Origin of the sequence: Acetobacter oryzoeni, assembly GCF_004014775.2 — a bacterium.
In the GTDB taxonomy this organism is placed as follows: domain Bacteria; phylum Pseudomonadota; class Alphaproteobacteria; order Acetobacterales; family Acetobacteraceae; genus Acetobacter; species Acetobacter oryzoeni.
Genome location: NZ_CP042810.1, coordinates 22,866 through 46,663 on the forward strand (window position 1 = coordinate 22,866; position 23,798 = coordinate 46,663).

The 23,798-nt window shown below is 50.5% G+C and carries 23 protein-coding genes; 17 read left to right on the forward strand and 6 right to left on the reverse strand.

What is annotated here, in order from left to right:
• The first annotated feature begins 169 nt into the window (after nucleotides 1-169).
• From EOV40_RS14280 to EOV40_RS14325, 10 genes are all read left to right on the forward strand, one after another.
• Nucleotides 170-1,573: an aminotransferase-like domain-containing protein gene (locus EOV40_RS14280; protein ID WP_128106427.1), complete on the forward strand. Its 1,404-nt coding sequence runs from the start codon at nucleotides 170-172 to the stop codon at nucleotides 1,571-1,573.
• Nucleotides 1,574-1,913: 340 nt separating this feature from the next.
• Nucleotides 1,914-2,396, forward strand: coding sequence for an MSMEG_0572/Sll0783 family nitrogen starvation response protein (locus EOV40_RS14285; protein WP_042789192.1), 483 nt, complete (start codon nucleotides 1,914-1,916; stop codon nucleotides 2,394-2,396).
• Nucleotides 2,397-2,420: 24 nt separating this feature from the next.
• Nucleotides 2,421-3,395 carry a Nit6803 family nitrilase gene (locus EOV40_RS14290; RefSeq protein WP_128106428.1) on the forward strand — a complete coding sequence of 325 codons (975 nt, stop codon included), beginning with the start codon at nucleotides 2,421-2,423 and terminating at the stop codon, nucleotides 3,393-3,395.
• Complete coding sequence (locus EOV40_RS14295) at nucleotides 3,392-4,501, forward strand: MSMEG_0568 family radical SAM protein (RefSeq protein WP_128106429.1); 1,110 nt, start codon at nucleotides 3,392-3,394, stop codon at nucleotides 4,499-4,501. The genes EOV40_RS14290 and EOV40_RS14295 overlap by 4 nt, the downstream gene beginning before the upstream one ends.
• Complete coding sequence (locus EOV40_RS14300) at nucleotides 4,498-5,061, forward strand: MSMEG_0567/Sll0786 family nitrogen starvation N-acetyltransferase (RefSeq protein WP_128106430.1); 564 nt, start codon at nucleotides 4,498-4,500, stop codon at nucleotides 5,059-5,061. Before EOV40_RS14295 ends, EOV40_RS14300 begins: the two co-directional genes overlap by 4 nt.
• On the forward strand, nucleotides 5,058-6,029 hold the full coding sequence (locus EOV40_RS14305) for a sll0787 family AIR synthase-like protein (RefSeq protein ID WP_208729374.1): 972 nt from the start codon (nucleotides 5,058-5,060) through the stop codon (nucleotides 6,027-6,029). Before EOV40_RS14300 ends, EOV40_RS14305 begins: the two co-directional genes overlap by 4 nt.
• Complete coding sequence (locus EOV40_RS14310; protein WP_128106431.1) at nucleotides 6,026-7,204, forward strand: MSMEG_0565 family glycosyltransferase; 1,179 nt, start codon at nucleotides 6,026-6,028, stop codon at nucleotides 7,202-7,204. Before EOV40_RS14305 ends, EOV40_RS14310 begins: the two co-directional genes overlap by 4 nt.
• Nucleotides 7,192-7,479, forward strand: a complete 288-nt coding sequence (locus EOV40_RS14315; protein WP_020936672.1) for an MSMEG_0570 family nitrogen starvation response protein — start codon at nucleotides 7,192-7,194, stop codon at nucleotides 7,477-7,479. The genes EOV40_RS14310 and EOV40_RS14315 overlap by 13 nt, the downstream gene beginning before the upstream one ends.
• A gap of 16 nt (nucleotides 7,480-7,495) precedes the next feature.
• Nucleotides 7,496-8,743 (forward strand): MSMEG_0569 family flavin-dependent oxidoreductase, encoded by a 1,248-nt coding sequence (locus EOV40_RS14320; protein ID WP_128106432.1) that lies wholly within the window; start codon nucleotides 7,496-7,498, stop codon nucleotides 8,741-8,743.
• A gap of 14 nt (nucleotides 8,744-8,757) precedes the next feature.
• The gene (locus tag EOV40_RS14325) at nucleotides 8,758-10,530 is read left to right on the forward strand and encodes an AMP-binding protein (RefSeq protein ID WP_128106433.1); all 1,773 of its coding nucleotides are present in this window, start codon (nucleotides 8,758-8,760) and stop codon (nucleotides 10,528-10,530) included.
• Nucleotides 10,531-10,570: 40 nt separating this feature from the next.
• Here the strand turns inward: EOV40_RS14325 and EOV40_RS14330 are convergent, their stop codons facing one another.
• Nucleotides 10,571-11,332, reverse strand: coding sequence for an SDR family NAD(P)-dependent oxidoreductase (locus EOV40_RS14330; protein ID WP_128106434.1), 762 nt, complete (start codon nucleotides 11,330-11,332; stop codon nucleotides 10,571-10,573).
• Nucleotides 11,333-11,433: 101 nt separating this feature from the next.
• Between EOV40_RS14330 and EOV40_RS14335 the strand changes: the two genes are divergently transcribed.
• Nucleotides 11,434-12,366, forward strand: a complete 933-nt coding sequence (locus tag EOV40_RS14335) for a LysR family transcriptional regulator (RefSeq protein ID WP_128106435.1) — start codon at nucleotides 11,434-11,436, stop codon at nucleotides 12,364-12,366.
• Here the strand turns inward: EOV40_RS14335 and EOV40_RS14340 are convergent.
• Nucleotides 12,342-13,283 (reverse strand): AEC family transporter, encoded by a 942-nt coding sequence (locus EOV40_RS14340; protein WP_128106436.1) that lies wholly within the window; start codon nucleotides 13,281-13,283, stop codon nucleotides 12,342-12,344. The two genes, EOV40_RS14335 and EOV40_RS14340, sit on opposite strands and share 25 nt — an antisense overlap.
• A 99-nt stretch (nucleotides 13,284-13,382) precedes the next feature.
• Between EOV40_RS14340 and EOV40_RS14345 the strand changes: the two genes are divergently transcribed.
• Complete coding sequence (locus EOV40_RS14345; RefSeq protein ID WP_128106437.1) at nucleotides 13,383-14,270, forward strand: LysR family transcriptional regulator; 888 nt, start codon at nucleotides 13,383-13,385, stop codon at nucleotides 14,268-14,270.
• A 60-nt stretch (nucleotides 14,271-14,330) separates the two neighbouring features.
• Here the strand turns inward: EOV40_RS14345 and EOV40_RS14350 are convergent, their stop codons facing one another.
• A complete protein-coding gene (locus tag EOV40_RS14350) occupies nucleotides 14,331-14,960 on the reverse strand; it encodes a LysE family translocator (RefSeq protein ID WP_128106438.1) in 630 nt (209 codons plus the stop codon).
• 206 nt (nucleotides 14,961-15,166) lie between these two features.
• Between EOV40_RS14350 and EOV40_RS14355 the strand changes: the two genes are divergently transcribed.
• The 3 genes from EOV40_RS14355 (at nucleotide 15,167) to EOV40_RS14375 (ending at nucleotide 17,019) form a co-directional block, all read left to right on the forward strand.
• Nucleotides 15,167-15,619: an Lrp/AsnC family transcriptional regulator gene (locus tag EOV40_RS14355; protein ID WP_128106439.1), complete on the forward strand. Its 453-nt coding sequence runs from the start codon at nucleotides 15,167-15,169 to the stop codon at nucleotides 15,617-15,619.
• A 573-nt stretch (nucleotides 15,620-16,192) separates the two neighbouring features.
• Nucleotides 16,193-16,525, forward strand: coding sequence for a type II toxin-antitoxin system PrlF family antitoxin (locus EOV40_RS14370; RefSeq protein WP_099542213.1), 333 nt, complete (start codon nucleotides 16,193-16,195; stop codon nucleotides 16,523-16,525).
• A gap of 2 nt (nucleotides 16,526-16,527) precedes the next feature.
• On the forward strand, nucleotides 16,528-17,019 hold the full coding sequence (locus EOV40_RS14375; RefSeq protein ID WP_020936679.1) for a type II toxin-antitoxin system YhaV family toxin: 492 nt from the start codon (nucleotides 16,528-16,530) through the stop codon (nucleotides 17,017-17,019).
• A 452-nt stretch (nucleotides 17,020-17,471) separates the two neighbouring features.
• Here the strand turns inward: EOV40_RS14375 and EOV40_RS14380 are convergent, their stop codons facing one another.
• Nucleotides 17,472-17,711, reverse strand: a complete 240-nt coding sequence (locus EOV40_RS14380) for a hypothetical protein (RefSeq protein WP_244297079.1) — start codon at nucleotides 17,709-17,711, stop codon at nucleotides 17,472-17,474.
• Nucleotides 17,712-18,194: 483 nt separating this feature from the next.
• On the opposite strand from EOV40_RS14380, the gene EOV40_RS14385 reads away from it, so the two are divergent.
• Entirely contained in the window at nucleotides 18,195-18,947 is a 753-nt protein-coding gene (locus EOV40_RS14385; protein WP_128106440.1) for a DNA/RNA non-specific endonuclease, read from the forward strand.
• Between the two features lie 228 nt (nucleotides 18,948-19,175).
• Nucleotides 19,176-19,676 (forward strand): MucR family transcriptional regulator, encoded by a 501-nt coding sequence (locus tag EOV40_RS14390; protein WP_128106487.1) that lies wholly within the window; start codon nucleotides 19,176-19,178, stop codon nucleotides 19,674-19,676.
• Between the two features lie 586 nt (nucleotides 19,677-20,262).
• Here EOV40_RS14390 and drt3b read toward each other — a convergent pair.
• Entirely contained in the window at nucleotides 20,263-22,236 is a 1,974-nt protein-coding gene (gene drt3b / locus EOV40_RS14395; RefSeq protein WP_128106441.1) for an antiviral reverse transcriptase Drt3b, read from the reverse strand.
• On the reverse strand, nucleotides 22,229-23,464 hold the full coding sequence (drt3a, locus tag EOV40_RS14400; RefSeq protein WP_128106442.1) for an antiviral reverse transcriptase Drt3a: 1,236 nt from the start codon (nucleotides 23,462-23,464) through the stop codon (nucleotides 22,229-22,231). Before drt3a ends, drt3b begins: the two co-directional genes overlap by 8 nt.
• Nucleotides 23,465-23,798 lie beyond the last annotated feature (334 nt).

The window sequence follows — 23,798 nt, forward strand, 5'->3', positions numbered from 1 at the left end:
CCACAAGGCAATAAAGTCTGAACTTGCGTGTTGTGTACAATGCTATGAGTTAAATCGCAGTAATGTGGAGACAATTGTTCTCACAGATAAGCGGCTGCGCTATGCATTGCATGGATTGTATGGGATGTAGTGCAATACAATCTTGTCGAATATATGGAAGCCGCCACGCATGTCAGCCTATCCTTATCTGGCTCACTGGAAAGAAGAAATCAGTCAAAGCCCGAATGCCATTTACCTGACACTTGCTGATGCCTTGGCTCTTTCCATCCGGAGAGGTGATTTGCGGGAAGGGGATAAACTTCCCCCGCAAAGAACGATTGCAGATTATCTTGGTACCAACCTGACAACTGTAACGCGTGCATTTACCGAGGCAAGGCGTCGTGGTCTCATTGATGCAACCGTAGGGCGGGGAACCTTTGTGCGCGTCGGTGCCGGTGAAAGCCATTGGCGCCATACCGGACCTGCGGTGGTTGATCTTACCATGAATCTGCCGCCTATTCCTCAGGATCCACCGCTCCAGCGTATTATTCAGAGTGATATCTCCGCTATCTTGAAGCAGCAGGATTTGAATAGTCTCATGTCCTACAGGGTAACTGGGGGCACGATTGAGGAGCGTCATCTTGGCGCAAAATGGATAGCACCTGTTATCGGTCATCGGCGCATAGAAGAAGTTCTGGTTTCTCCCGGTGCGCAAAGCGCATTAGCAGCAATTGTCAGCACGCATACCCAACCAGGAGACGTGATTGTAACGGACCGTATTGCCTACCCAGGGATCCGAACCATTGCAGCGCAATTTGATCTTATTCTGGTTGGTGTAGACAGTGATGCTGAAGGCATGATGCCAGATCAGCTAGACCGAGTGTGTTCGCAACATCATCCACGACTACTCTACTGTATTCCCACCATTCATAATCCCACTACAGCGACAATGTCACTGCAAAGGCGCAAGGATATTCTCGCAGTGGCGCAGCGTCATCATGTGCACATTGCCGAAGACGATCCTTACAGCCTGTTGATGGATGAGCCACTGCCAGCGTTGGCAGCTCTGGATCATAGTCGGGTCAGTTATATTGCTACGCTTGCCAAAACATTGAGCCCAGGCCTGCGCACAGCCTACGTCGCCTTGCCGAATGCAGATATGACCCGGCGTGTGACAGCTGCCATTCGGGCGATCGCTCTGACAAATGCAGGTTTATTGAGCGCGCTTACTGCGCGGTGGATGCAAACGGGACAAGCGGAAACGATTCTTCATGCCATCCGCAAAGAACTTCGTCTGCGGCAATCCATTGCGCGAAAGGTTCTAGGGGAAGGACACTGCATGAATCCGAACGGTCCACATGTCTGGCTGAAATTGCCTGACTGGTGGGGCAGTGCGGACTTTGTCGCTTATGCACGCCGACGTGGTCTTGCTCTGGTCCCCAGCACAGTTTTTACAATCAGCGGTGAGCCACCACAGCGCGCGCGTATCGCGCTTGGCAGCGCACCAGATGCAGCAAGTCTTGAAGAATCTTTAAATGGTGTGGTGTCCGTTCTTCAGCATAAGCGTTCTCCCGGTTTCGCCGATATTGTATGACATGGTTTTGGGTTTGGGACTCAACGGACTCATTTGAGTTCGTTGAGTCTCGCCTGAATGTCCGAAAAACAAAAAAGTGCATCATTCACGAATGCGTGATTAAAAAATGACGATAAAACAGATAGTTATGCGCGTCATTTGGAATTGTATGTCTTGAATATTATTTTTGTATGTTTCTGTATGTCTTTGTAAGACAATAAACTGTTAAACTTGTTTTATTTGTACTTATTTCTAAGTACATACAATATTTTGTCATTTGGTTATCCCGTGCCACGTTCACTTCGGCACAGCGGTCAGTTCCGGTTTCTGGCTGGAGATCGCATCACACGGGAGAGATATCATGCCAAAAGTCGAACATGCACCATATCAGGATGGTGATTGCTTCGTTAATTATGAAAACAAGGTTTTTGAAGACGTCAAAGCCAAACCAGGCGAAAAAGCTCTTATTACTTTTCATACCGTCGCCAATGAAGGTTCGGTTGGGTTTGTAAATCTGCTTCAGGCCACACGTCTGATCCGCAAAGGCTTTGAAACATCCGTTCTGCTGTACGGACCAGGTGTTACTCTTGGCGTGCAGCGCGGTTTCCCACGTCTGGGTGATGAAGCCTTTCCAGGGCACATGAACTGCAACAAGCAGATTTCAAAAATTATTGAAGAGGGCGGCAAAGTCTATGCCTGCCGTTTCGCGCTTCAGGCGCTCTACGGATACGGTGAGCAGAACCTGATCCCAGGCATCACGCCGATCAATCCGCAAGACGTGCTCGACATTATCCTCCTTGCGCGTCGTGACAACGCTTTCATCCTCAATACCTGGACTCTCTAAAGGCCAAAGGAAGGACCGCAAGCCATGTCACGTATCGTTCGCGCTGCTGCCATCCAGATCAGTCCCGTCCTCGGCGATGACGGTTTGGGGACAGCCCGGAAAGTCTGTCAGGCCATCCGTGAAGCCGCCGAAAAAGGTGTGAAGCTGGCGGTCTTTCCTGAAACCTTCGTGCCCTATTACCCCTATTTCTCGTTCATCCAGCCAGCTTTCCGTTTCGGCGGCGAACATCTGGAACTTTATGAACGCGCCGTCATCATTCCTGGTCCGGTGACGGACATGGTGGCCGAAACCGCACGTGATACCGGCATGGTCGTCGTGCTGGGTGTGAATGAGCGGGATTTTGGCACACTCTATAACACGCAGATCGTCTTCGACGCGACAGGTGAGATCCTTCTCAAGCGTCGCAAGATCACCCCAACTTATCATGAGCGCATGGTCTGGGGGCAGGGTGACGGGTCAGGGCTCAAAGTGGTGGAAAGTGCCGCTGGCCGCATCGGGGCATTGGCCTGCTGGGAGCATTACAATCCCTTGGCGCGCTACGCGCTGATGACCCAGCATGAAGAAATCCACTGCGCCCAGTTTCCCGGTTCACTGGTGGGGCAGATCTTCGCCGATCAGATGGAAGTCACCATCCGTCATCACGCTCTGGAATCCGGCTGTTTCGTTGTGAATGCCACGGGTTGGCTGAAGGAAGATCAGATCAAGGATATTGCGCGAGACCCTGCACTTGAAGGGCCGCTGCGAGGAGGCTGCTTTACCGCCATCGTCTCTCCCGAAGGTAAGCTTCTGGCCCCGCCTTTGACGGAAGGTGAGGGGATGGTGATTGCCGATCTTGATTTCGCTCTTATCACCAAGCGCAAACGGATGATGGACTCTGTAGGGCATTATGCACGGCCTGAACTGCTTAGTCTGCTTCAGGATCGGCGGCCTGCCCGTACCGTTCATTACGTTGGTGAAGCTGATCCGGTTTCCACATCTACAGATGAGGCTGCGTCATGACCATTCCGACGCTCGGTACACTTTCTGGTCGCAAGCTCGTTACCGATCTCCAGTCCTTTGGACTGCAGATCGGCGAGCAGACCGGCGGCATTGCCCGCAAGGGAGGCGCTGGTCCTTCGGATCACAAGACGATCACCATTGCGGGCCAGACCGTCATGGTTCCGGTCTATACGTCTGGCGCGCAGCATTCACCGTTTCAGGCCAGCCCGCCAGATCAGCACGGGACCAGCATGCTGCTACGCGATGGGCGGGCAGTAGGTACGATCCATTTCCCGGCTGCCCCGCGCTTTTACGGGCTGAGCACGGCAGACGGTATTCCCTACTGGAAGATCGCGCTACTGCATGGCCGTGACACGCTGGCGACCACGGTGCACCAGACCTGCATCCGCTATGCAGACCGGCGCACATCCTGCCAGTTTTGCGCCATTGGCCAATCGCTGGAGGCGGACCGGACGATCGCTTACAAGACACCGGCGCAGCTTGCCGAAGTTGCCAAAGCTGCTGTGGAACTGGACGGCGTGCGCGACATGGTGCTGACGACCGGCACGCCCAATGTGGTTGATCGGGGTGCTGCCGTGCTGGCGGAGTCAGCCCGTGCCATCAAGGCGGCGGTGGATCTGCCGCTTCAGATTCAGTGCGAGCCGCCACGTGATCACGGCTGGTTCCAGCGTTTGCGGGAAGCCGGAGCCGATAGTCTGGGTATGCATCTCGAAGCCGCCACGCAGGCAGTGCGTGAGAAGATCATGCCGGGTAAGGCCACGGTCAGCGTCGATCGCTACATGGACGCTTTCGCCAGCGCCGTGCCGATCTTCGGTCGTGGGCAGGTCAATACCTACATTCTGGCCGGTCTTGGCGACAGCCCCGAGGACATTCTTGCTCTCGCCGAGCGTCTGATTGCGCTCGGGGTCTATCCCTTCGTGGTGCCGTTTGTGCCCATTTCCGGCACCCCACTGGAAAATCATGTCCCGCCTTCAGCCGAGTTTATGAAATCCGTGCTGGCACCGCTTGGGCGGATGCTCCGGGAAGCGAACATGAAATCCACCGATATCCGGGCCGGGTGTGGACGTTGTGGCGCCTGTTCCTCGCTTTCGGCGTACGAACAATGAGCACGATCCTCGAAGGCATGGAAGACCGGCCGTTCATTCCGACGGAATATGTTGTGCGCCTTGCCCGCACGCCATGGGAGCGTGCCGGTTATCATGCGCTCCGCCGTGAAGTGTTCTGCAGTGAACAGCATGTTTTTGCAGAGGATGACCGCGACGCGATTGATGAGGTCGCCATTCCCATCATCGCCGCCTGCTGCATGGCGGGGATGCCGGACCGGATCGTGGGAGCAGTGCGCATTCACGAAGCAGAGCCAGGTATATGGCGCGGTTCCCGGTTGGCCGTGCATGCTGATCACCGCAAGCTGGGGCGGATCGGGGCGGAGCTCATCCGCATGGCCGTCAGTACGGCACACGGCCTGGGGGCTACACGGTTTTTGGCCCAGGTGCAGGAACAGAATGTGCTGTTCTTCCGTCGCCTGCACTGGAAAAGTCTCGGCGTCATTACGCTGCATGGTCTGCCGCATCACGACATGGAGGCTGATCTGTCACGCTATCCGGCGCACGGTCTGGATCAGACCTGGCTGCTACGTCCGCAACCCCGGATACGACAGGTGGCATGATGGCACATGAGCTCACCACACTCCTGCGCACGCTTCGTATGGGGCGCTCTCTTGCGGCTAAGCAGGATATTGCAGAAGTTAGCGCGATTTTAGGGACAGGTGCCAAAGCTGTCCGTCTTGGGGATGACTGCGCCGCGATCCCGGATGGCGATGGTTATCTCCTGCTGGCCAGCGAGGGCTTTCAGGACAGCTTTGTCCGCTCAATGCCGTGGTTTGCCGGGTATTGCGGCGCGATGGTCAATGTCAGCGACATCGCTGCGATGGGCGGCCGTCCCGTGGCGGTGGTGGATGCGTTGTGGAGCGATACGTCCGAGGCGGCCGCGTCCATCCTGACGGGTCTCCATGACGGTGCGAACACCTACGGTGTGCCGGTTGTTGGTGGACACACCAACATGCGCAGTACCCATAATTCGCTCTCAGTGGCAATCCTTGGTCGTGCCCGTCATCTGCTAACCAGCTTCGACGCCCAACCGGGCGAGGTGCTGATCGCTGCCATTGATCTGCGCGGTCGCTGGCACGATCCGCACCCGTTCTGGGATGCCAGTTCCGGGCTGTGCGGCACAGAGGGAGCGGCCCGGTTGCGTGGGGACATCGAACTTCTGCCCACTATTGCCGAAGATGGCCTGAGTCGTGCTGCCAAGGACATCAGTATGGCCGGCCTGCTGGGGACCGCTCTCATGCTGGCCGAATGTTCAGGCATCGGCATGACCATTACGCTCGATGACATTCCACGGCCTGAGGATGCTCCGATGGAGCGCTGGCTGTCTGCATTCCCAAGCTACGGATACCTGCTGACGGCGCGTCCCGAAGATGCCCACGCGATCATAGCCCGGTTTTGTGGACGTGGCATTGCTGCTTCTGTCATCGGGCGGTGTGAGAGCACGCAGCGGCTGGATGTCATATGGGCGGACGAGAAAGAAACCTTCTGGGATCTCGCCCGGTCCTCACTCATGGGATTTGCGCCATGAGTCTGTCCATTGGCATTCTGACCCATTCGACCAATCCGCGTGGCGGCGTGGTGCACGGCATGGCGCTAGCGGAAACTCTGTGTGACGCGGGCCACGACGCAACGCTGATCGCACCGGACGTGACAGGATCGGGTTTCTTCCGCAAACCCCGTTGCGCAACCTGGTGCATCCCAGCCGCGTCTGTACCTGATCTGCCGACACTGGTGGAGCGTCGTATTGGCGAAATCAGAGACGCATTGCGCGGACAGCATTTTGACGTGCTGCATGCGCAGGATCCGATCAGCGCCAATGCTTTGGCCGATCTGGTGCAGGAAGGGCGGATACCGGGCTTTGCCCGCACGGTCCACCATCTTGACCATTTCACGCACCCGGTCCTTGCCGCGCGGCAGGAACGGGGGATCAGGGCGGCGGCCGAACTGTTTACCGTCAGCACAATGTGGGAAGATGTCCTGCGCAACGACCATGGCCGCGAAGCTCCGGTCGTGGGCAACGGGGTTGATCCCGTGCGCTTTTCACCCGTAGCAACCGCGCACGATGCCGCGTTGCGAGCGCGGTATCATCTGCCTGCCGGTCAGCACCTGATCCTGTCCGTGGGCGGGATCGAGCAGCGCAAGAACATGCTGCACTTGCTCGACGCATTTCTGGCCCTTCGTCGCGAACAGCCTGATGTGCATCTGATTGTGGCAGGCGGGGCCTCGCTGCTGGATCATTCTGCCTACCGCACCCGATTCATGGCGCGTCTGCGCGAAAGCGGTGCGGCCGATCATGTCACCATCACCGGGCCAGTTGCGGATGAAGACATGCCTTCATTCTACCGGCAGGCGGACGTGTTGGCCTATCCATCCGTAACCGAGGGGTTCGGACTGTGCCCTCTGGAAGCCCTGGCTTGTGGAATCCCCGTGGTGGTGCCAGCCGCACCACCTTTCACGGAACATTTTTCGGCAACGGATGCGCTGTGGTGCCAACCGGCGCACCCCGACACCTTGTTCATGGCGTTGCGCGACGCCCTGCGCGTCGAAAGCCGTGACCATTTCCGGCTCAGCGGCCCCGCAACAGCCCGCCGTTTCGACTGGGACAGCGTCGCCAGTCGGCATCTCCCCGCATATCGGCGTCTCGCGGCATTACAGCACGCTGACGTCCCGGCTTCAGGAGTTTTGTCACCATGCCCGAAATGACCTTTCGCGTGCGTTGGCCCGATGGAAACGAGACCGACTGTTACTCCCCATCGCTGGTCATAAGGGACCACTTCACACCCGGTCAGGATTATCCGGTCCGGGAGTTTCTTGAAAAGGCGGACACGGCTCTGACCCAGGCGAGCGAACGGGTTCGTGCCCGTTACGGCTTTCCGTGCAGTCGCGCCCTTGGCCAGCTGCACGTCATTCAGCAGAGCAGTGCGCCTTTCCTTAATCGACCCGATGCGCAGGTGCGCGTCCTGTCTTTCAGATACTGAGACGAAAAGAACGACCATGACACAGAACGAAAAAAGCATTCCTGTTATCATCGTGGGCGGCGGACAGGCTGGGCTCTCCCTGAGCTGGTATCTCTGTCGCGAAAAAGTGGATCATATCGTTTTTGAATCCAAGACCGCCTGTCACTCATGGGACGATGAGCGCTGGGACAACTTCTGCCTGGTCACACCGAATTGGCAATGTGAACTCCCCGGGCACCCATACAAGGGAAAAGATCCACACGGCTTCATGGTGAAGCAGGAAATCATTGAATACGTCAAAGGCTTTGTTAACTCGTTCAATCCCCCGCTGCGTGAACACACAGCCGTCACCTCCATCACACGTCATGAGGCTGGTGGCTATCGTGTGGTGGCGGGCGGTGAGACCTGGCACACAAAGCATGTGGTCATCGCCTCGGGAGCGTACCAGGATGCGGTGATCCCCGGATATGCGAGTGCTATCGATCCATCAATCTTTCAGGTTCACTCGCAGGATTACCGCAATGCGGCCCAGTTGCCTGAAGGGGCTGTCCTGGTCGTGGGCAGCGGTCAGTCCGGTGCACAGATCGTCGAGGATCTGTTCCTTGAAAAACGCAAGGTCCATCTGTGTGTCGGCTCCGCCCCGCGTGTCTCACGCTTTTACCGTGGCCGTGATGTTGTGGACTGGCTGGCGGATATGCACTTCTATGATCTGACGGTGGATAATCACCCCTTACGGGAAGGGGCACGGGATAAGACCAACCATTATGTCACCGGCCGCAATGGGGGGCATGACCTTGATCTGCGTCTTTTTGCAAAAGAAGGGGTAGGATTGCATGGTACGCTTGAGACAATCCGTGATGAGGTTGCGCATTTTCTTCCAGATCTAAAGCAACATCTCGACGATGCGGACAAGACCAATGCAGACATCAAGAAATCCATTGATGCCTATATTGCTCGCGAAAACATCAACGCACCGACGGAAGCGCCTTACGTACCTGTTTGGGAGCCTGATGGAAGCAACACGCCGCTCGATCTGAAGGCGGCTGGAATCACATCGATCGTCTGGTGCATAGGCTTCCGTCCGAACTACCGCTGGATCGATGTGCCCGTCTTCAACGGCGCTAACAAGCCGGTCTGGCATCGGGGCGTGACGGATGCGCCGGGCTTTTATTTTCTTGGTCTGCCATGGCTGCATACATGGGGCTCCGGGCGGTTTTCCGGCATTTCCCGCGATGCCGCGTGGCTGGCCAGCCAGATCACCGGCAAAGACGTACCCGTAGCCTGATCGGAGTATGCGCCATGCTTCCATGGACAACCTATGAAGCGATGTATGAGGCGGCACTGAACCAGCCAGAGGAGTTCTGGCTCAGTGCGGCGCAGCGTATCACATGGAAGCAGGGGCCTGCGATGGCCTGCCGGGAGCGAACAGACGGTTGGCATGACTGGTTCCCTGACGGCACGCTCAATACCTGCCACAATGCCGTAGACCGACATGTGGAGAATGGTCGCGGTGAGCAGGCAGCGTTGATCTGGCATTCTTGCGCCACCAAGGAACGGCAGGTCGTGACCTATCGCGAACTGCAGGACAGGGTGGCCGGATTTGCCGGCGGCCTACGTCTGCTCGGAGTGGAGAAAGGCGACCGCGTTCTGATTGCCATGCCGACCATGATCGAGACAGCCATAGCTATGTTGGCATGTGCGCGGATAGGGGCTGTGCATGTTGTGGTTTTTGCCGGTTATGCCGGACCGGAGTTGGCACGACGGATTGATGATGTGGCTCCGAAAGTCATTATCATCGCCAGTTGCAGCTTTCAGGGACAGACGCCTATTCCCTCTGCCCCAGCTCTGAATGATGCACTTGCTTTGGCAGCGTACCGGCCACAGGCCTGCGTGATTGTGCAACGCGCAGCATGTCGGACATCATTGATGCCATTGCGGGATCATGATTTCCATACGCTGGAACAGTCCGCGCCTGTAGAGCCCGTCGTGCTACGCTCCGAAGATCCACTCTATATTCTTCACACATCTGGCACGACGGGGCACGCAAAAGGCATTGTGCGTGATAATGGCGGCCATGCTGTGGCTCTCGCCTTCTCCATGGATGTGATCTACGGCTGCGAACCCGGTGATACCTTCTTTACTACATCGGACCTTGGCTGGGTTGTTGGTCATTCCTATGGTGTTTATGCGCCGCTGATCAGCGGCTGTACCAGCGTCATCGTCGAAGGCGGTGCATCTACTTCCGCCATTCGCACGCTCTGTCATGAGCATGGAGTGAAATGCCTGTTTACCACGCCCACTCAGATGCGTCTCATGCGACAGGAGAGCCGCCATCTGTCAGAGGTGATCCTGCCCGCTCTTGCCCGTGTTTTCGTAGCAGGAGAGTATGCGGATCCGACGTTGCTGGAGTGGGCTCGATCCTACTTTCGCACACCTGTGGTCAATCACTGGTGGCAAACGGAAACGGGATGGAGCATCACCGCGCATTTCTTCGGTCTACCCGAGCGTGAGCCAGTTTCTCTCATGAATGACATCGGGCGACCTGCGCCGGGATTTCGTCCGGCCATCGTGTCCTCCATACCCGGTGAGCAGTGCGGGGAGATCGTTCTTTCGCTGCCGTTACCGCCTGGGTGTCTCGCTGGAATATGGAAGAATGGGGCTATCCGTGTTCCGTCCGCTTATCTTGATGAAACGCGCAGATATTACCGCACCTTCGATGAAGGCATGATTCAGGCCAACCGCGCAGTTCATATGCTCGGACGTTCCGATGATGTCATCAAGGTTGCAGGAAGGCGTATTTCCGGCGTGCAGATCGAAAAGATCATCGCTACCCATCCTGCCGTTCACGCGTGTGCCGTGGTCGCAATTCCAGATGAACTGAGAGGGCAGCGACCTATCGCTTATGTCGTCCTTGATTCCGAGGCGGAATGTATGCCTTCTTCCGAGGAAATCGTTGCGCGGATCAACGAAGTCATCGGGCGTTGGGTTGGTCTGAAAGAAGTCCGCTTCGTCGGGCGATTGCCAACCACCGTATCCGGAAAAATTACGCGAAAACGCTTGCTGGTGTCCTAATGGTACCAACATGGCCTTCTGTGTAAGGGGCGACCAGATCTTAGATGGCCTGACCACCGGAGACTTCAATCCGTTGTGCATTCACCCAGCGATTGTCCTCGGAGAGCAGCGATGCGATCATGGGGCCGATATCGTCTGGCAGTCCTGGACGTCCAAGCGCGGTTACTTCCGCGATGTGGTGAGCAATCTCGGGGTTATCGCGTACCATACCTCCTGAGAAATCTGTCTGAATTGCACCTGGCGCTACTGTGTTAACAGCAATGCGGCGCGGTCCGAGTTCCTTGGCCATGTAATGCGTCATGACTTCCACGGCGCCTTTCATAGCAGCGTACGCAATCCAGCCAGGATAGGCAAAGCGTGTCAGTCCAGATGAGATGTTTACGATCCGGCCACCGTTCGCGATCAGCGGCAAAAGTGTCTGCGTCAGGAAAAATGGACCCTTGGCATGTATGCGGTAGGCAGCATCGAAATCTTCTTCTGTCACCGCGCCGAATAGCCCGCTATGGGACGTACCTGCCATGTTGACCAGATAATTGAAACGTTCGCTTCCCCATTCGCGCAGCACGCGCCGGACTTCGTCGGCAAAGGCAGGAAAGGCGTGCGTATCGCCAGTATCGAGTTGCAGAGCGACTGCACGGGCTCCGCTGTGCTGGACACTTTTGACCACTTCATCAGCTGCGGATTTGTTGGTGTGATAGGTAAAGAGAGATGAAACGCCGCGTTGGGCGAGAGCTTCAACGGTTGCGCGGCCCAGTCCACGGCTTCCGCCCGTGACAATGGCAATGGTGTGTGCTTCTGGCATGGATATCTCCATCTGTTGAGAAACCTATCTTGGCCATAACGTTGTCTGTTCGATAAGAGCACTCTTTCCGTCAGCATTGTTTTGCTCCATGGAACAATCCTATGGACAGGTTTGCGACACTTAATCTCTTTTTGCGCATTGTTGATCGTGGCAGTTTCACTGCTGCCGCTGCGGACTGCGGTATTTCGCGTCCGGTAGCGACTGCAGCGATCAAAACATTGGAACAAAGACTTGGCACGCGGTTGCTACATCGCTCAACACGTCATGTTCGACCTACCGAGGAAGGCGCTACCTACTATCGCCGGTGTGTGGCGATCCTGGCGGATCTTGAGGATGCAGATCGTGGCGCGAGTGGTGCTGTAGCAGGTCTGTTGCGGGCCCATGTGATTGGGCGTCTGGCGCGGATGATCCTGCTACCAGCGCTTCCAGATTTTATGACAAGGCATCCGGCATTGACCGTTCATCTCGGTGAGGGCGAACGGTTTGTTGATCTGGTGCGCGAAGGGGTGGACTGCGTTGTACGGGCTGGAAGCCTGTCGGACAGCGACATGATCGTCCGGCCTCTCGGCGTGATGGAGGAGGTGACGCTCGCCAGCCCAACCTATCTGGCGCGGCACGGAATGCCTGCCTCTCCTGACGATCTTGAGGGGCATCAGATGATCGGCTTCGTATCCTCACGTACCGGCCAGCCCCTGCCATTGGAGTTTACGCGCGGAGAGGAGGTGATTGAGAGGTCACTCCCTGCGCGTTTGTTGGTCGGGGGCGTGGATACCTATGCTGAAGCAGCCAGGCTCGGTTTTGGCATCGTGCAGGTTCCACGCTATGGCTTTGCCGATGATCTTGCAAATGGCACCTTGATCGAGGTTCTCCCTGATTTCCCTCCAATGCCAACGCCAGTTTCGGTGCTTTATCCGAGCAACAGGCAGCTTTCTCCGCGTGTGCGGGTGTTCGTGGAATGGCTGGTGGAAATTATTGGTCCGAGACTTTGTCAAAATGCTGATGAGCGTTCCTACGCGGGTGCAAAGGCGAGGTAGAGCGAGATTGTTGCAATCGAGAATACGGTGGAGGCAAGGACCACACGTCCGGTAAGGGCTGCCTCACGATCATAGAATTCCGCCAGCATGAACGAGCCCGTTCCTGTTGGAAGTGCGGCAAGAAGCACGGCAATGTGCGTCATCGCAGGGGGCAGATGGAGCACTGGTGCTGCAATAATCCATGTCACCAGAGGCTGGGCGATCAGCTTCAGGCCAACAAGAATGGCCGCTGTCGACGGGCGCGCAGATGCGGCACCGCCCGAATTTCCGGCGAGGAACAGACCGAGGGCGATCAGGGCGCAGGGCGATGCGGCTCCGCCGAGAAGCTTCAGAAAAGCATGCACGGGTTCTGGCAGGTGGCCACCAGATACCATGACCAGGCCACCAAGTGCTGGTGCCACCAGTAAAGGATTTTTCACTAAAGAAAAAAGGGTTTTTGCGACGATATCACGCGGCCGTGCTTCGGTTTGCAGTCCAGCCTCGATTAAAATGATTGCTATGACAAACAGCACACAGACCGTTACGATCGTGGCAATGAGAGTGGGGGCCATGCCGGTATTGCCAACAAGAGACAGGACGAGCGGGAAACCGACAAACCCTGTATTGGCGTAACTTGCGTTCAGTCCGTCAATGGCGGCATCGGCAAGGTGATGTCCTGTTGAAACCCGCCAGCACAGCGTCCCGGCAAACACGATAAAACAGCCAAGCGTGAACGCCGCAATAAATCCCGGTTCCCACAGATCGGTCATTTTTGCATTTGCCACGATGTCGAACAGCACTGCAGGCAGCGCAAGATAGACCACGAGCCGATTGACTTCGCGCGTGGCATTGGGACCCAGCGCGCCCGATTTGCGTGCGATCCATCCGGTGAGAATGAGGGCAAAGATAGGCAGGACGATCAGTAGATTGTTCAGCATCAAGGACCTCTGGAACTTACCAAAGGCGTGACGGTAACGGAGGCTATCGATATAATCCAATACTCATATGGTTTACGATCAATGCTTTCAGGGTATCAGATGGACACGCGGCATATGCGGTTTTTCATGGCTTTGGCCGAGACGCTTCATTTCGGGCGGGCCGCCGAGCGAATGAACATGAGCCAACCGCCGTTCAGTCGTCAGATTGCGATGATTGAGCGTACGTTGGGCGTGAAGCTGTTTGAGCGAAACTCGCGCAACGTGGCTCTCACCCCAGCCGGGAAACACTTCATGGAAGACTGTCGAAATGTGCTGGGGCAGTTTGAAGACGCCTGTCGAGATGTCAGGCTGGTTGCCAGCGGCATGAAAGGCGAATTGCGCTTTGGATTCATGATGCATGCTGCTCACAGTGTCGTGCCGGAACTTGTGCAGCTTTATGCAAAGGCAAGGCCTGATGTTCGCCTTGTCCTTGATGAACGCACGCCGACAGAGATCGATGAGATGCTGGTGGCTGGAACACTGGATGCGGCTGTAACATTTGATTGCGGATATGCGCCGCACCTGCAGACAGTGCTGTTGGCCAGAGAACGGTTACGCATTATCATGAGGGAAGACCATCCTCTTGCCACGGTCGGGCAGATCTATCCTGAGAAACTCCGCGAGGAGAAAGTCATCGCGGCACCCGCCGCGACAGCGCCGGCTCTGCGATCTGCAATTAACAGCTATTTTTCGGCCAAGGGAATTGTCCCGCATGTCGTGCTTGAACCGCGGTTGCAGCACACGATTATCCAGCTTGTTGCAAAAGGACTGGGCGTAGCCCTTATCCCTGCATCGCTGTGTACCGGAATGGGGACAGGGCTGATATCACGGACTTTGACAGACGCTCCCCAGCTTGATGTTGTTCTTCGTGTGCCGATGACTACAAAAAACCCCGCAGTCTCGGCATTCATGGAAATCGGGAAATCGATACAGCGGACTTCACTCTAAACCCACAAAATCTGTGAAATAAAGCCTGTTTCCAATTTCTTCGCTTTCCATACTCCTTCGTCATGAGTGGAATAATTTTATGATGTCTTCTGACGCCAGACCCAGACCAAGCAGGATCATGATCGCTCCAGATATATAGCTTGTTACAATGGACGCTCTGGGGCGACTGCTTAATATTGTCCGTGCCCCAAATCCGACCATCAGATAGATGGATACACAGTTTATTGTATGAACGCAGCCCAATATCGCGATCTGTAAAAAGATCGGCAATGATGACCCCGGATTTGTAAATTGGGGTAGAAGGGCAAGAAAAAATAGAAGAGCCTTGGGGTTCAGGCCGCTGATGGCAAACCCTTTGGTAATCCAGCGCCGAGCGCTTGTTTCGCGTTCATGTCCTTCTTTCGGTAGGGGAGGATGGCGCAAAAGGGAAATGCCCAGTTTTATGAGGTAGACTGCACCTGCAAACGTCAGAAGGGTGACCGCGAGCGGCATGCCAGCGACAAGCGCACCGATACCACCTGCGACCGTTCCGGTAATGGCAATATATCCGAGGAACAGACCGAACACAGCAGGCACGACTGCGGCATGATCACGTATTCCGGCGGAAATGACATACGCCCAGTCAGCACCAGGGGTTGCGGCAAGGAGGATGGAAATCGTCCAGAAAGCAAGAAGTGTATGCAAATTCATCAAACACGCATCGCTTTAGAAGGAAATTTACAAAGTTCCACGGCGTTTTCATGTGCTCCAATTATGTTCCTGATCGCCATCCATGTGATGCGAGAGAAGGTAGGATAGCGTAGATCTGCAGACATGAGGTTGCGTTTATGCCAACTGACCCGTTGATATTTGGCATTTGATTGCGTCGATATGATTATTTCTGATATAATATGTTAATGAAACTGGATGCGATTGATCGGCGTATTCTTCGTGTTCTTCAAGAAGATGGCCGCTGCCCCAACAATGAACTTGCGAGGCGCGTTGGGCTCTCTCCATCCCCGTGCCTGCGCCGGGTGCGGATGCTGGAAGAAAGTGGTGTTATCGAAGGGTATGTCGCCGTTGTGAATCCGGCAAAAGCCGGGTTCGGCGTGACAGCGTTTGTCAGGATATGGCTGACGGGAGAAGACGAGAGACAGTCCGAGCATTTCATCAAGGAAATCGGAAAACTTCCGCAGGTGACGGAAGCACACGTCCTTGCAGGAGACTGTGATTTCCTGTTGCGCGTCGTTGCGGAAGACCTTCCAGGATTACGACGTTTTCAGAGTGAACAGCTTGCACGGATCAAAGGTGTGCGGAGCATGAAAACGGACATCCCGCTCGTGAAGGTCAAGAACGCTAACTTTGCGTAATTTCTAAAATAACGGCGTTTTAATCCATTGATTGCGTTCCGTGCATACATTGTCACCATATGCAGTAAAGGATAGGCGTAGTCACCGTATATCATGCAGTTATTGCTTTGTTGTTTGCGGCGACTAGCCGTGCGGATCCGCACGTCATTCACCTCGATATCCCGCCAAGTAAAGCCCGGCAATAAATCGGGAAATTTCCTGATTGCGGTCATGTTTTTACCTGCATTGGTCCAGTGGACACACGGCAAAAAAGCAGAATATCAGGAAACCATTGTTTCCGTGATGAAGACCTGTTGATTATCTCCCTGCCGCGACTGACAACGGCGTCACTGGGTAGATCAGTTGGGACACTCATCAACACGGGCTTCTATCGTGGCTCTTTGGGAAAAAGGGCCGCAGACGCTCCATTTGTTCGTTCGTCAGCCAAAACATCTCGCTCATCTCCAGTCACTTCACAGAGCCTGAATCAGATTTCCGCAATCAAACCATTAGGTCCTGAGCCGAGGCATGACCATCTTGACAAAGTAAGGGAATTTCCTTACTTATGAAGAAAGTTAAAACTGGAGTTAAGCCATGGTCGACTTGCTGAAAGCAGAAAGCACTATCACCGCTAAGGGTCAGACGACTATTCCCAAGAGCGTCCGGAAGGCTTTAGGTGTAGACTATGGTGGGCGTATTGCGTTCGTCGTGGACGATCAGCGCCGTGTTCATGTCGAGAAGGCCACAGAAGAGACAAGCGACCCAGTCGTTGAGCGCTTCCTCGAATTTCTGGAGAAGGACATGCTCGACCATTCCCGTCCACGCCTTGTCAACCTCCCTGCCAGTTTGCCTGATCGCGTAGCCGCGCTCGTCGGGAATATGGACGTTGATCTCGATGATGAGATTGAAGGTGATGTGGCGCTCTGACTATGCTGACGATTAATGGCTGGACCATCCTCGCGCATCCGCTCTTTCTCGATCAGTTGGAAAAGCTCATCGGCGCTGTTGAGGAGTTGAAGGAAAAAAAGCCCCACGAATATCAAAAGAAACCGAGCACGAAGTTATTGGCCGCCTTGAACAAGCTGCTCTTCCAGTCAATCCCTGCCGATCCGACAGCAGCCGTCTATAGACAAGGCGGAACGCTTGGTGAAGCGCACAAGCATTGGTTTAGGGCAAAGTTCGGGAATGGTCGCTTTCGCCTGTTCTTCCGCTATAGTTCGGCCGAAAAAATCATCATCTTCGCTTGGGTGAACGATGAGACGAAATTGCGCACCTATGGTTCAAGGACTGACGCCTACAAAGTTTTCAAGGCGATGCTGCAGAAGGGCAACCCGCCAGACGATTGGGACGCTCTTTGTGCGGCCGCGTCCGATCAGGCTACAGTTGACAGGCTGGGTAAGTCCTCTCCTCCAAATTCGTGACGAATGCAGTTTAACGTTACAGCATTGCATATTGTCCTTTGGATCGGACTGTCGGCTGCGCCTGAACCACGCTAAGGATGCGTTTTCGCCATTAGGCTTAAATCCAATAGCGCAATGGCGGTTGAGGACACACGAAGCCTCGACCGTAAATCACGTTGGCAGCATACTAACTAGTTTTGACGGTTAGGCATCAAACGCGATGGTAGAAGGACTATATCGCGCCGATGACTTCGGATATCCCTCAGTTTAATCACGCCTGAATGTCATCAGGAAATGGCAAAGCCAGCCATTTACAATACTTAAACTTACTTGACTTCTAACTCCGTCTTTTATTCAAAATCGGTCATCTTCCCCATACCTACCTGCGATAATATTAATATCCCGCTAAACCATTATGAAGATGTGCTAAACGAACAGGAATAACGGGATATGTGGGCATTGATGATGCGGAATTAATCTGTCTGTTTTTGTTTGGAAATCTCGCCAAGGTGCTCAAGGATTGCCAGCAAAATGCGCGGTGCACCACGATAGCCTTCATCTCCTTCCGTTTCCTTAATGTTAACCATGGCATCAAACAGGCGATAAGCTGGACCATTCCTATTTGAGATAACTTCTTCAATCTTATCCAGGTCTAATTCGAGAGTTTTCTGTCCAGCGTTCCGTAGGGCAGTATATTTATCAAGCGCATCCACGAAATAAGGATCTGATGACCAATGTCTTGACATTCTGATGTGGGCCTTATTGTTCAAGTTTGAAACCATAGTACATATGCTCTTTTATATCAGCCGAAATAATCTGTTCGTAAAGATGAGGAAGAACTTTCGCGCAGACAGAAATTCATTGCAAACTGACATTCTAGTGGTCGCCATTTCAATAACAGAAAAATTATTTCGCATGTAAAATCGAGATGATGTTTTGATATGTAGAAAATATTTTCGCCAGGTGAGCGTAGAAGAATACACTTGCGTTGCCTTCTGAACGTCATCCAGCGCCAGCCGTATCAAGTAGGGCCAAACTTCGATGCGTCATAATCAGCATGCGTTGCAGATTTGAAGGATGTGTTGCAGGTAAACCCGCGTGTATCTTCCGAAGTATAGCAAGACGCGTAAAGGAATGCTGGATTTCGACTTTGTCGAGGGGTAGGGAATTCGTGTTAATTCTGTTATCAGCCTCTCATGAGACGACTAGCCTTGATATTTCTCTGCGTCTTTTACGCAGGCTCCCTTCATGCAGAAGAAGATAACTGCAACGATTTTGGGGCGAATAGCCATCTACCAAAGATTGTAAATTCCAAGCTAAGCGCAGGCACTCAATTATTGTGCAACAAAGGCTATGCGGCCTTAGCTTCCTCTATTTCGCATGGCCCTCTCTGGTCTGCCGAACATCTCTGGTCGGATGATGTGGAGGCAGCAGAAAGGCTAAAAAGGGCAGGCCATTTCTATGCAGACACTCGGTTTGCGGGCAGCGCGGATTTACAGGACTATTATAACTCCATTTATGACCGTGGACATATGGCACCGAGTGGTGACCAACCTACAGAAGCATCCCAGGCAGAGACTTATGCACTCTCAAATGTGGTGCCTCAGACAGCCAGTCTGAATGAAGGCATCTGGTCACGTGTGGAACGACGTGTGCGTGATATGGCAGATGATGAAGGAGAGCTGTATGTGGTGACAGGCCCTGCTTTTCATTTGCGCCCTATTCAGACCATGGGGCATGACCGCGTGTACGTGCCGTCCTCAACGTGGAAAGCAGTCTATTCGCCCAGCAAGAACAAAGCATCGGCATATGTGTGTAAAAACGCGCAACAGCATCCACACTGCACGCAGGTTACAGTAGCAACACTCATACGGAATGTCGGGATTGACCCGTTTCCAGGAGTGTCAGCGCAGATTAAGGCGCAAGCATGGAAGTTGCCCGCACCTTAATCGGATTTAAAGCCGCTGGATCTCGTTATGGAATTAACCGTTCCAATCAATGATATTCCAGATATCTCGTGTTTTATCTATCGTCTTTTTAACTACATTGAAAAACTGAATTCTAGCAAAAACCGAATGTATATTACTTTTGGTAAACAATTTACTATTTATAATTTTTTTCTTATGTTGATACAGCTATCTTGTTATGAAGAAGATATTCCAAAGGATCTGAAAATTATGGAACATAATAAACACGAAGATAATTATTTGCATCATTTGACATGTGATATTGTCGTTGCTTATTTGTCTGGAAATACCATACCATTTTCCGATGTACCTTTACTGATACAACAGATTTATCGTGCTCTTGCGGGCGTTGAAATGGACGTAAGTGCTGATAAAGAGTTAGTTCCTGCTGTGCCCATTAAGAAATCGGTGTTTCCTGATTATATTATCTGTTTAGAAGATGGGAAAAAGGTGAAAATGCTCAAACGCCATCTGATGTCAGCGTTTGGCCTCACACCTTCAGCTTATCGTCAAAAATGGGGATTGCCGGCTAATTATCCGATGGTCGCGCCAGCTTATTCAGAACAACGATCACGTTTAGCGCGCTCATCAGGATTGGGGAATAACAAGTCACAAGAGATTACCGAACTACAGCAAGAAAAATCAGAAGAGGATGCCATTGTGACGCGCTTACCTGAAGTCAAAAGGGGACGTAAAAAGAAACTCGGTTGATTAAGGATTTTTTTCTCGCCCCATAATGATCTCGCGTTGCTTCGTCAACTGACAATAGATATTCATGGGGTTGGTGATTGGTCGGTTTCCATTGTCTTGACTGAAAAAACGTGACGGTTGAATCTGGCCGTGCTGACACTGCGATGGCCCAGCTGGAAAGATATAAAGAGCAAATCCCGTAGACCAATCAAATTCTTATTCTACGATTATATTTCCATAAGTTGATGGGATAAACTGCGGGACTCGAACCTGCATCAACCCACAGTGACAAATTTTATAACTTATTGAAACAGCACAGAGAATATATTGATTTCTCTTCCAATGACCTAAATAGAAAATATATATTTGGTTAAACATTCTGGGGAGAGGAAATAGTAAGGTATGCAAGATATATTTAAGAGATAGATAAAATATTTTAATATTACTGGAATAAATGAGTGGCGAGGCTGTCAATCACATTTGGTGTGTGCACAGTGGCTCATCATCGTCGCCGGATCACGTGTTGCGCACGCGAGCCTTTAAACGGGAGAATAGAATGGCAAAGCATTCTCAAGTCAAAGACAGCCTCTAAACTAAATATGCCTAATTAGTAGATGGCACTCAACTCTTTTTTGCGCAGTAGTGCTAAGAGGTCGACACGATCCCATCTAACAAACCAGTATGTAGATGCCATTTGCTTAACTGCAGCTTGAGCTTTTTCCCGAGAAATTTTAGGCAAGTCACATTTACTACGCAGAATATTAAACCAGGAAGCACGTTTTTCTAAGGGAAGGAATGGACAAGCCAAGAGATCAAGAGCTAAATGAGCAGATTGAGAATCGATACGTGGACCTAAGCCAGTATTGACGATTTCTTTAGCTTTTGCAAAGAGTTTCTTTATAATTATTTGATGTGATTTTTGTCCTTCAAGAAGAAATAAAAATGTAACAATTTCAAAATAACCAAAACTATCAATGTCTTCACACATTTTTGTAAGATAATTATTAATAATATTCTCTTGTCTAGCAATTTCTTTCATGGGAAGTAAAATATTCAATACTTCAATAGGAACAGCCGTTAAATCTTTATGTCTTTCATCTCTGGATATTGATTTAGTAAGTTCTATAGTCCAACGAATTATATTTTCAGAAAGAAAAGGCAAGCGATCAGGATAGTGATCTTTCAAGCATCTTGTTGCCATTATTATGGCTCTAGCGACATAAAGAGATGCACGAACAGTAGGGTTTACTGTGTAAAAAAAGTATATGGATTCTATTAATAGTAAAAATATTGAAATATAATTTTCTTCAAGTCCACTATTATTAAATTTTGGTTCTTCGAATGCATAACAAAGGTCAGTTACCCGTTTACTAAGAGCTGATACAATATAATCTGAAATGGCTTCATAATGAGATGAGTGGAGAGAGCATATTGCTTTTATTTTTTTTATTAACAAACGTAGTAATGCATCAGAATGATAAATTTCTTTAGGAGTAAAAATTTTTACTTTATCTATTTTTGTGCTTTTAATGATTTTATCGAAGAAAAATATCAATGCATCATTGGTATCTGAAATCACTTGTGATTTTTTAGTGGAAAATGGCCTACTAATAGTTACGGTTTTATTTTCATTTAAATGCAGATTAAACTGTCCTAGAGATAAACTGATCGCTGCGGTTATTTGATCGGAAATACTTTCATTGTGAGAAAAAACATAATAATCGTCTACATATCTTTTGAAATCAAAATCATCTTTATATTTAATTCCTCGCTTTGATGCGTATTCAATAACTCTTTTATCAATTTCTGAAAATATTATCTCTGCAAATACACGACTTATTTCAGGTCCTATACATATTCCATTGGTTTCGTTGTAATTCATGGATTGCATTAATCTGTCGAACTCATTTGCAAAGCCTGCTGATGAAGTGTTATCTTTAGCTGCTTGTACGTTATCTACCGCCCAATATAGAGTGTGTGTGTAAATACTATTGAAACATTTACTCACATCCAATGATCTGAAAATATGAAATTTCTTCTCCAGATGCATGTAATCATTGGAGTCAAAGAACTGATGCGCACGACTAATTTTATTATAAGAAAAATATGAAGCTGGGTTAGATACTGAAGACTCAATAGACACTGAATCGACAGGACTAGCCTTGAAACGATTTTTCGTACTATTGGGACCTTTTACAAAAAATGTGGTTCCGACTTTTCTGGGAGAACGTAAAGACGCCGAGGATTTCGAACAAAAATAGCAAATCAGAGTATCGTATTTTTGGTAAAATTTTGCCGCATCATACTGCGCTGACGGATGGATTAAACTTAAACCACGAGCTGAAAAATTGTCTCGGATTACATTATAGCGATATGGTTTCGTATATGTTTTTTCTGGAGTTAAAATTTTTTTGACGAAAGAAGAAGCGTCACTGTTTTGTATTAGCGCTTTAGATAGATTTAGGTAGAACCCATCATTGCTAAATATTATTGGAACTTCTTCAGGTAGCGTATCGGTGACTACCACACGCATGAAGTCACCGCGTCTAATATTTCCTTTGGCGATAATTTTTTTACGCATAAGCCCAGCAACCAATCAAATGGATCAGATGATCTCTTTTAAAAGTAAAAAAACGATTTTCTGTAAACCCAGTAGAGAAGCGAAGTCCTAACAATTGGTGGCGTTGTGATGATGAGATGTTTGGCCTGATGCGGTTGTTAGGATGCTTAGACGTTAATGTATTTATCATGAATTTGTCCAGAGACTTCAAGGCATCAGATTGTTGTGGATTTATAAGACCATAGTTATACCGTAATCCTGAATAGCGCCACATACCGCTAATCTGGTCTTCATACCCATAGTTACTTGTGATTATTTTCATTCTATTCAAAAGGTCGTCAAAATTTCTTTTATTATTATAATCTAGAAATATCTTTGCTAGTCTACGTTTTGTTCTGGATACTTTTGAGTCAGCTATATCAATAGACACTTCGCGAAGAAATTTTTTATTTTTGTAGCATATTTCATCAATAGTTATTTTATAACCAAGAAAATTAATCATATGCTCAGGATGAGTTAAGGCTTTTTTCGAGTAGTTTGAAAATTTATAAATTTTCGTTTTGCTTTCATTGAAATTTAATCCTTGAGGCAGAATATCCTTTGCATCATCCAAAAATTTTTCAGGATCAATATCCGATGTTGTAATAATAATCGCGTCATCAACGTATCGATTGTAATAGCGAATATTGGGGTGTGTACTAACCTTTCTGTCGAAGCCTCTCATCACATATTCAGCTAGGGTGGCACTAAGACCAATGCCACGTGGTAGTCCTGGAATATGCTGCCGTTTTAAAGCGGAAAAAAAACTTTCCAATACAAAAATAGATTGACGTGAAAATGCAGGGTCTGATTTTAGTAATTTTATAGTATTTTCAACGTTTATGTTCTCATAAAAAGATTTAATATCCATTTTAATAACGTTAAAAGAAATTCCTTCACTTAAAAGTTGTAGAATGGAGCGAATGATAGAATTTCTGTCTGATTGGTGAACATTAGTTATTTGTCTAATTGTTTCAGAAACATGTCGTGTTAACAGAGCTTGGGGTAGCGATGCTAGTCGAAATACAGCTTTGCCATTAATTTTGTTAAATCGTAACGAAACTGTCTTAAAGCCTATCGCAGCAATACGTTGTGATTCCATAATGATATCGTCTTTATCATTTGGCTCAACCAACCAGATTTTAGACTCAAAATCACTTTTCTGGAAATGACGTCGTAAAGTTTGACTGTGAATCGTGAAATCGCGCATCTATATACTGTCACTTTGATTAAATAACATTTAAATTCATTATTAAATTTTCCGCAATCTTAGTCAACTATAATAAGTAAGATAGAATTTGTGCGTGTAATATTTATATTTTTATTAAATTTGTGTTATTTATAATTATAATATATTTAAATCACATCAAAAACGGGTTACAAATAGCAATACGACCATGTTTTTTTGGTGTTGTTGCTATTTTCCACGGTATGCAGCATTTTTAAAATTTCAAGTATTTTCTTGTCAAGGCTAGGGCGTGTCGTCAGTTAGCATCTGGCGCTATAAGGCTTGTACTCCCGTTTGATCTGTGATGTGTCCTCCC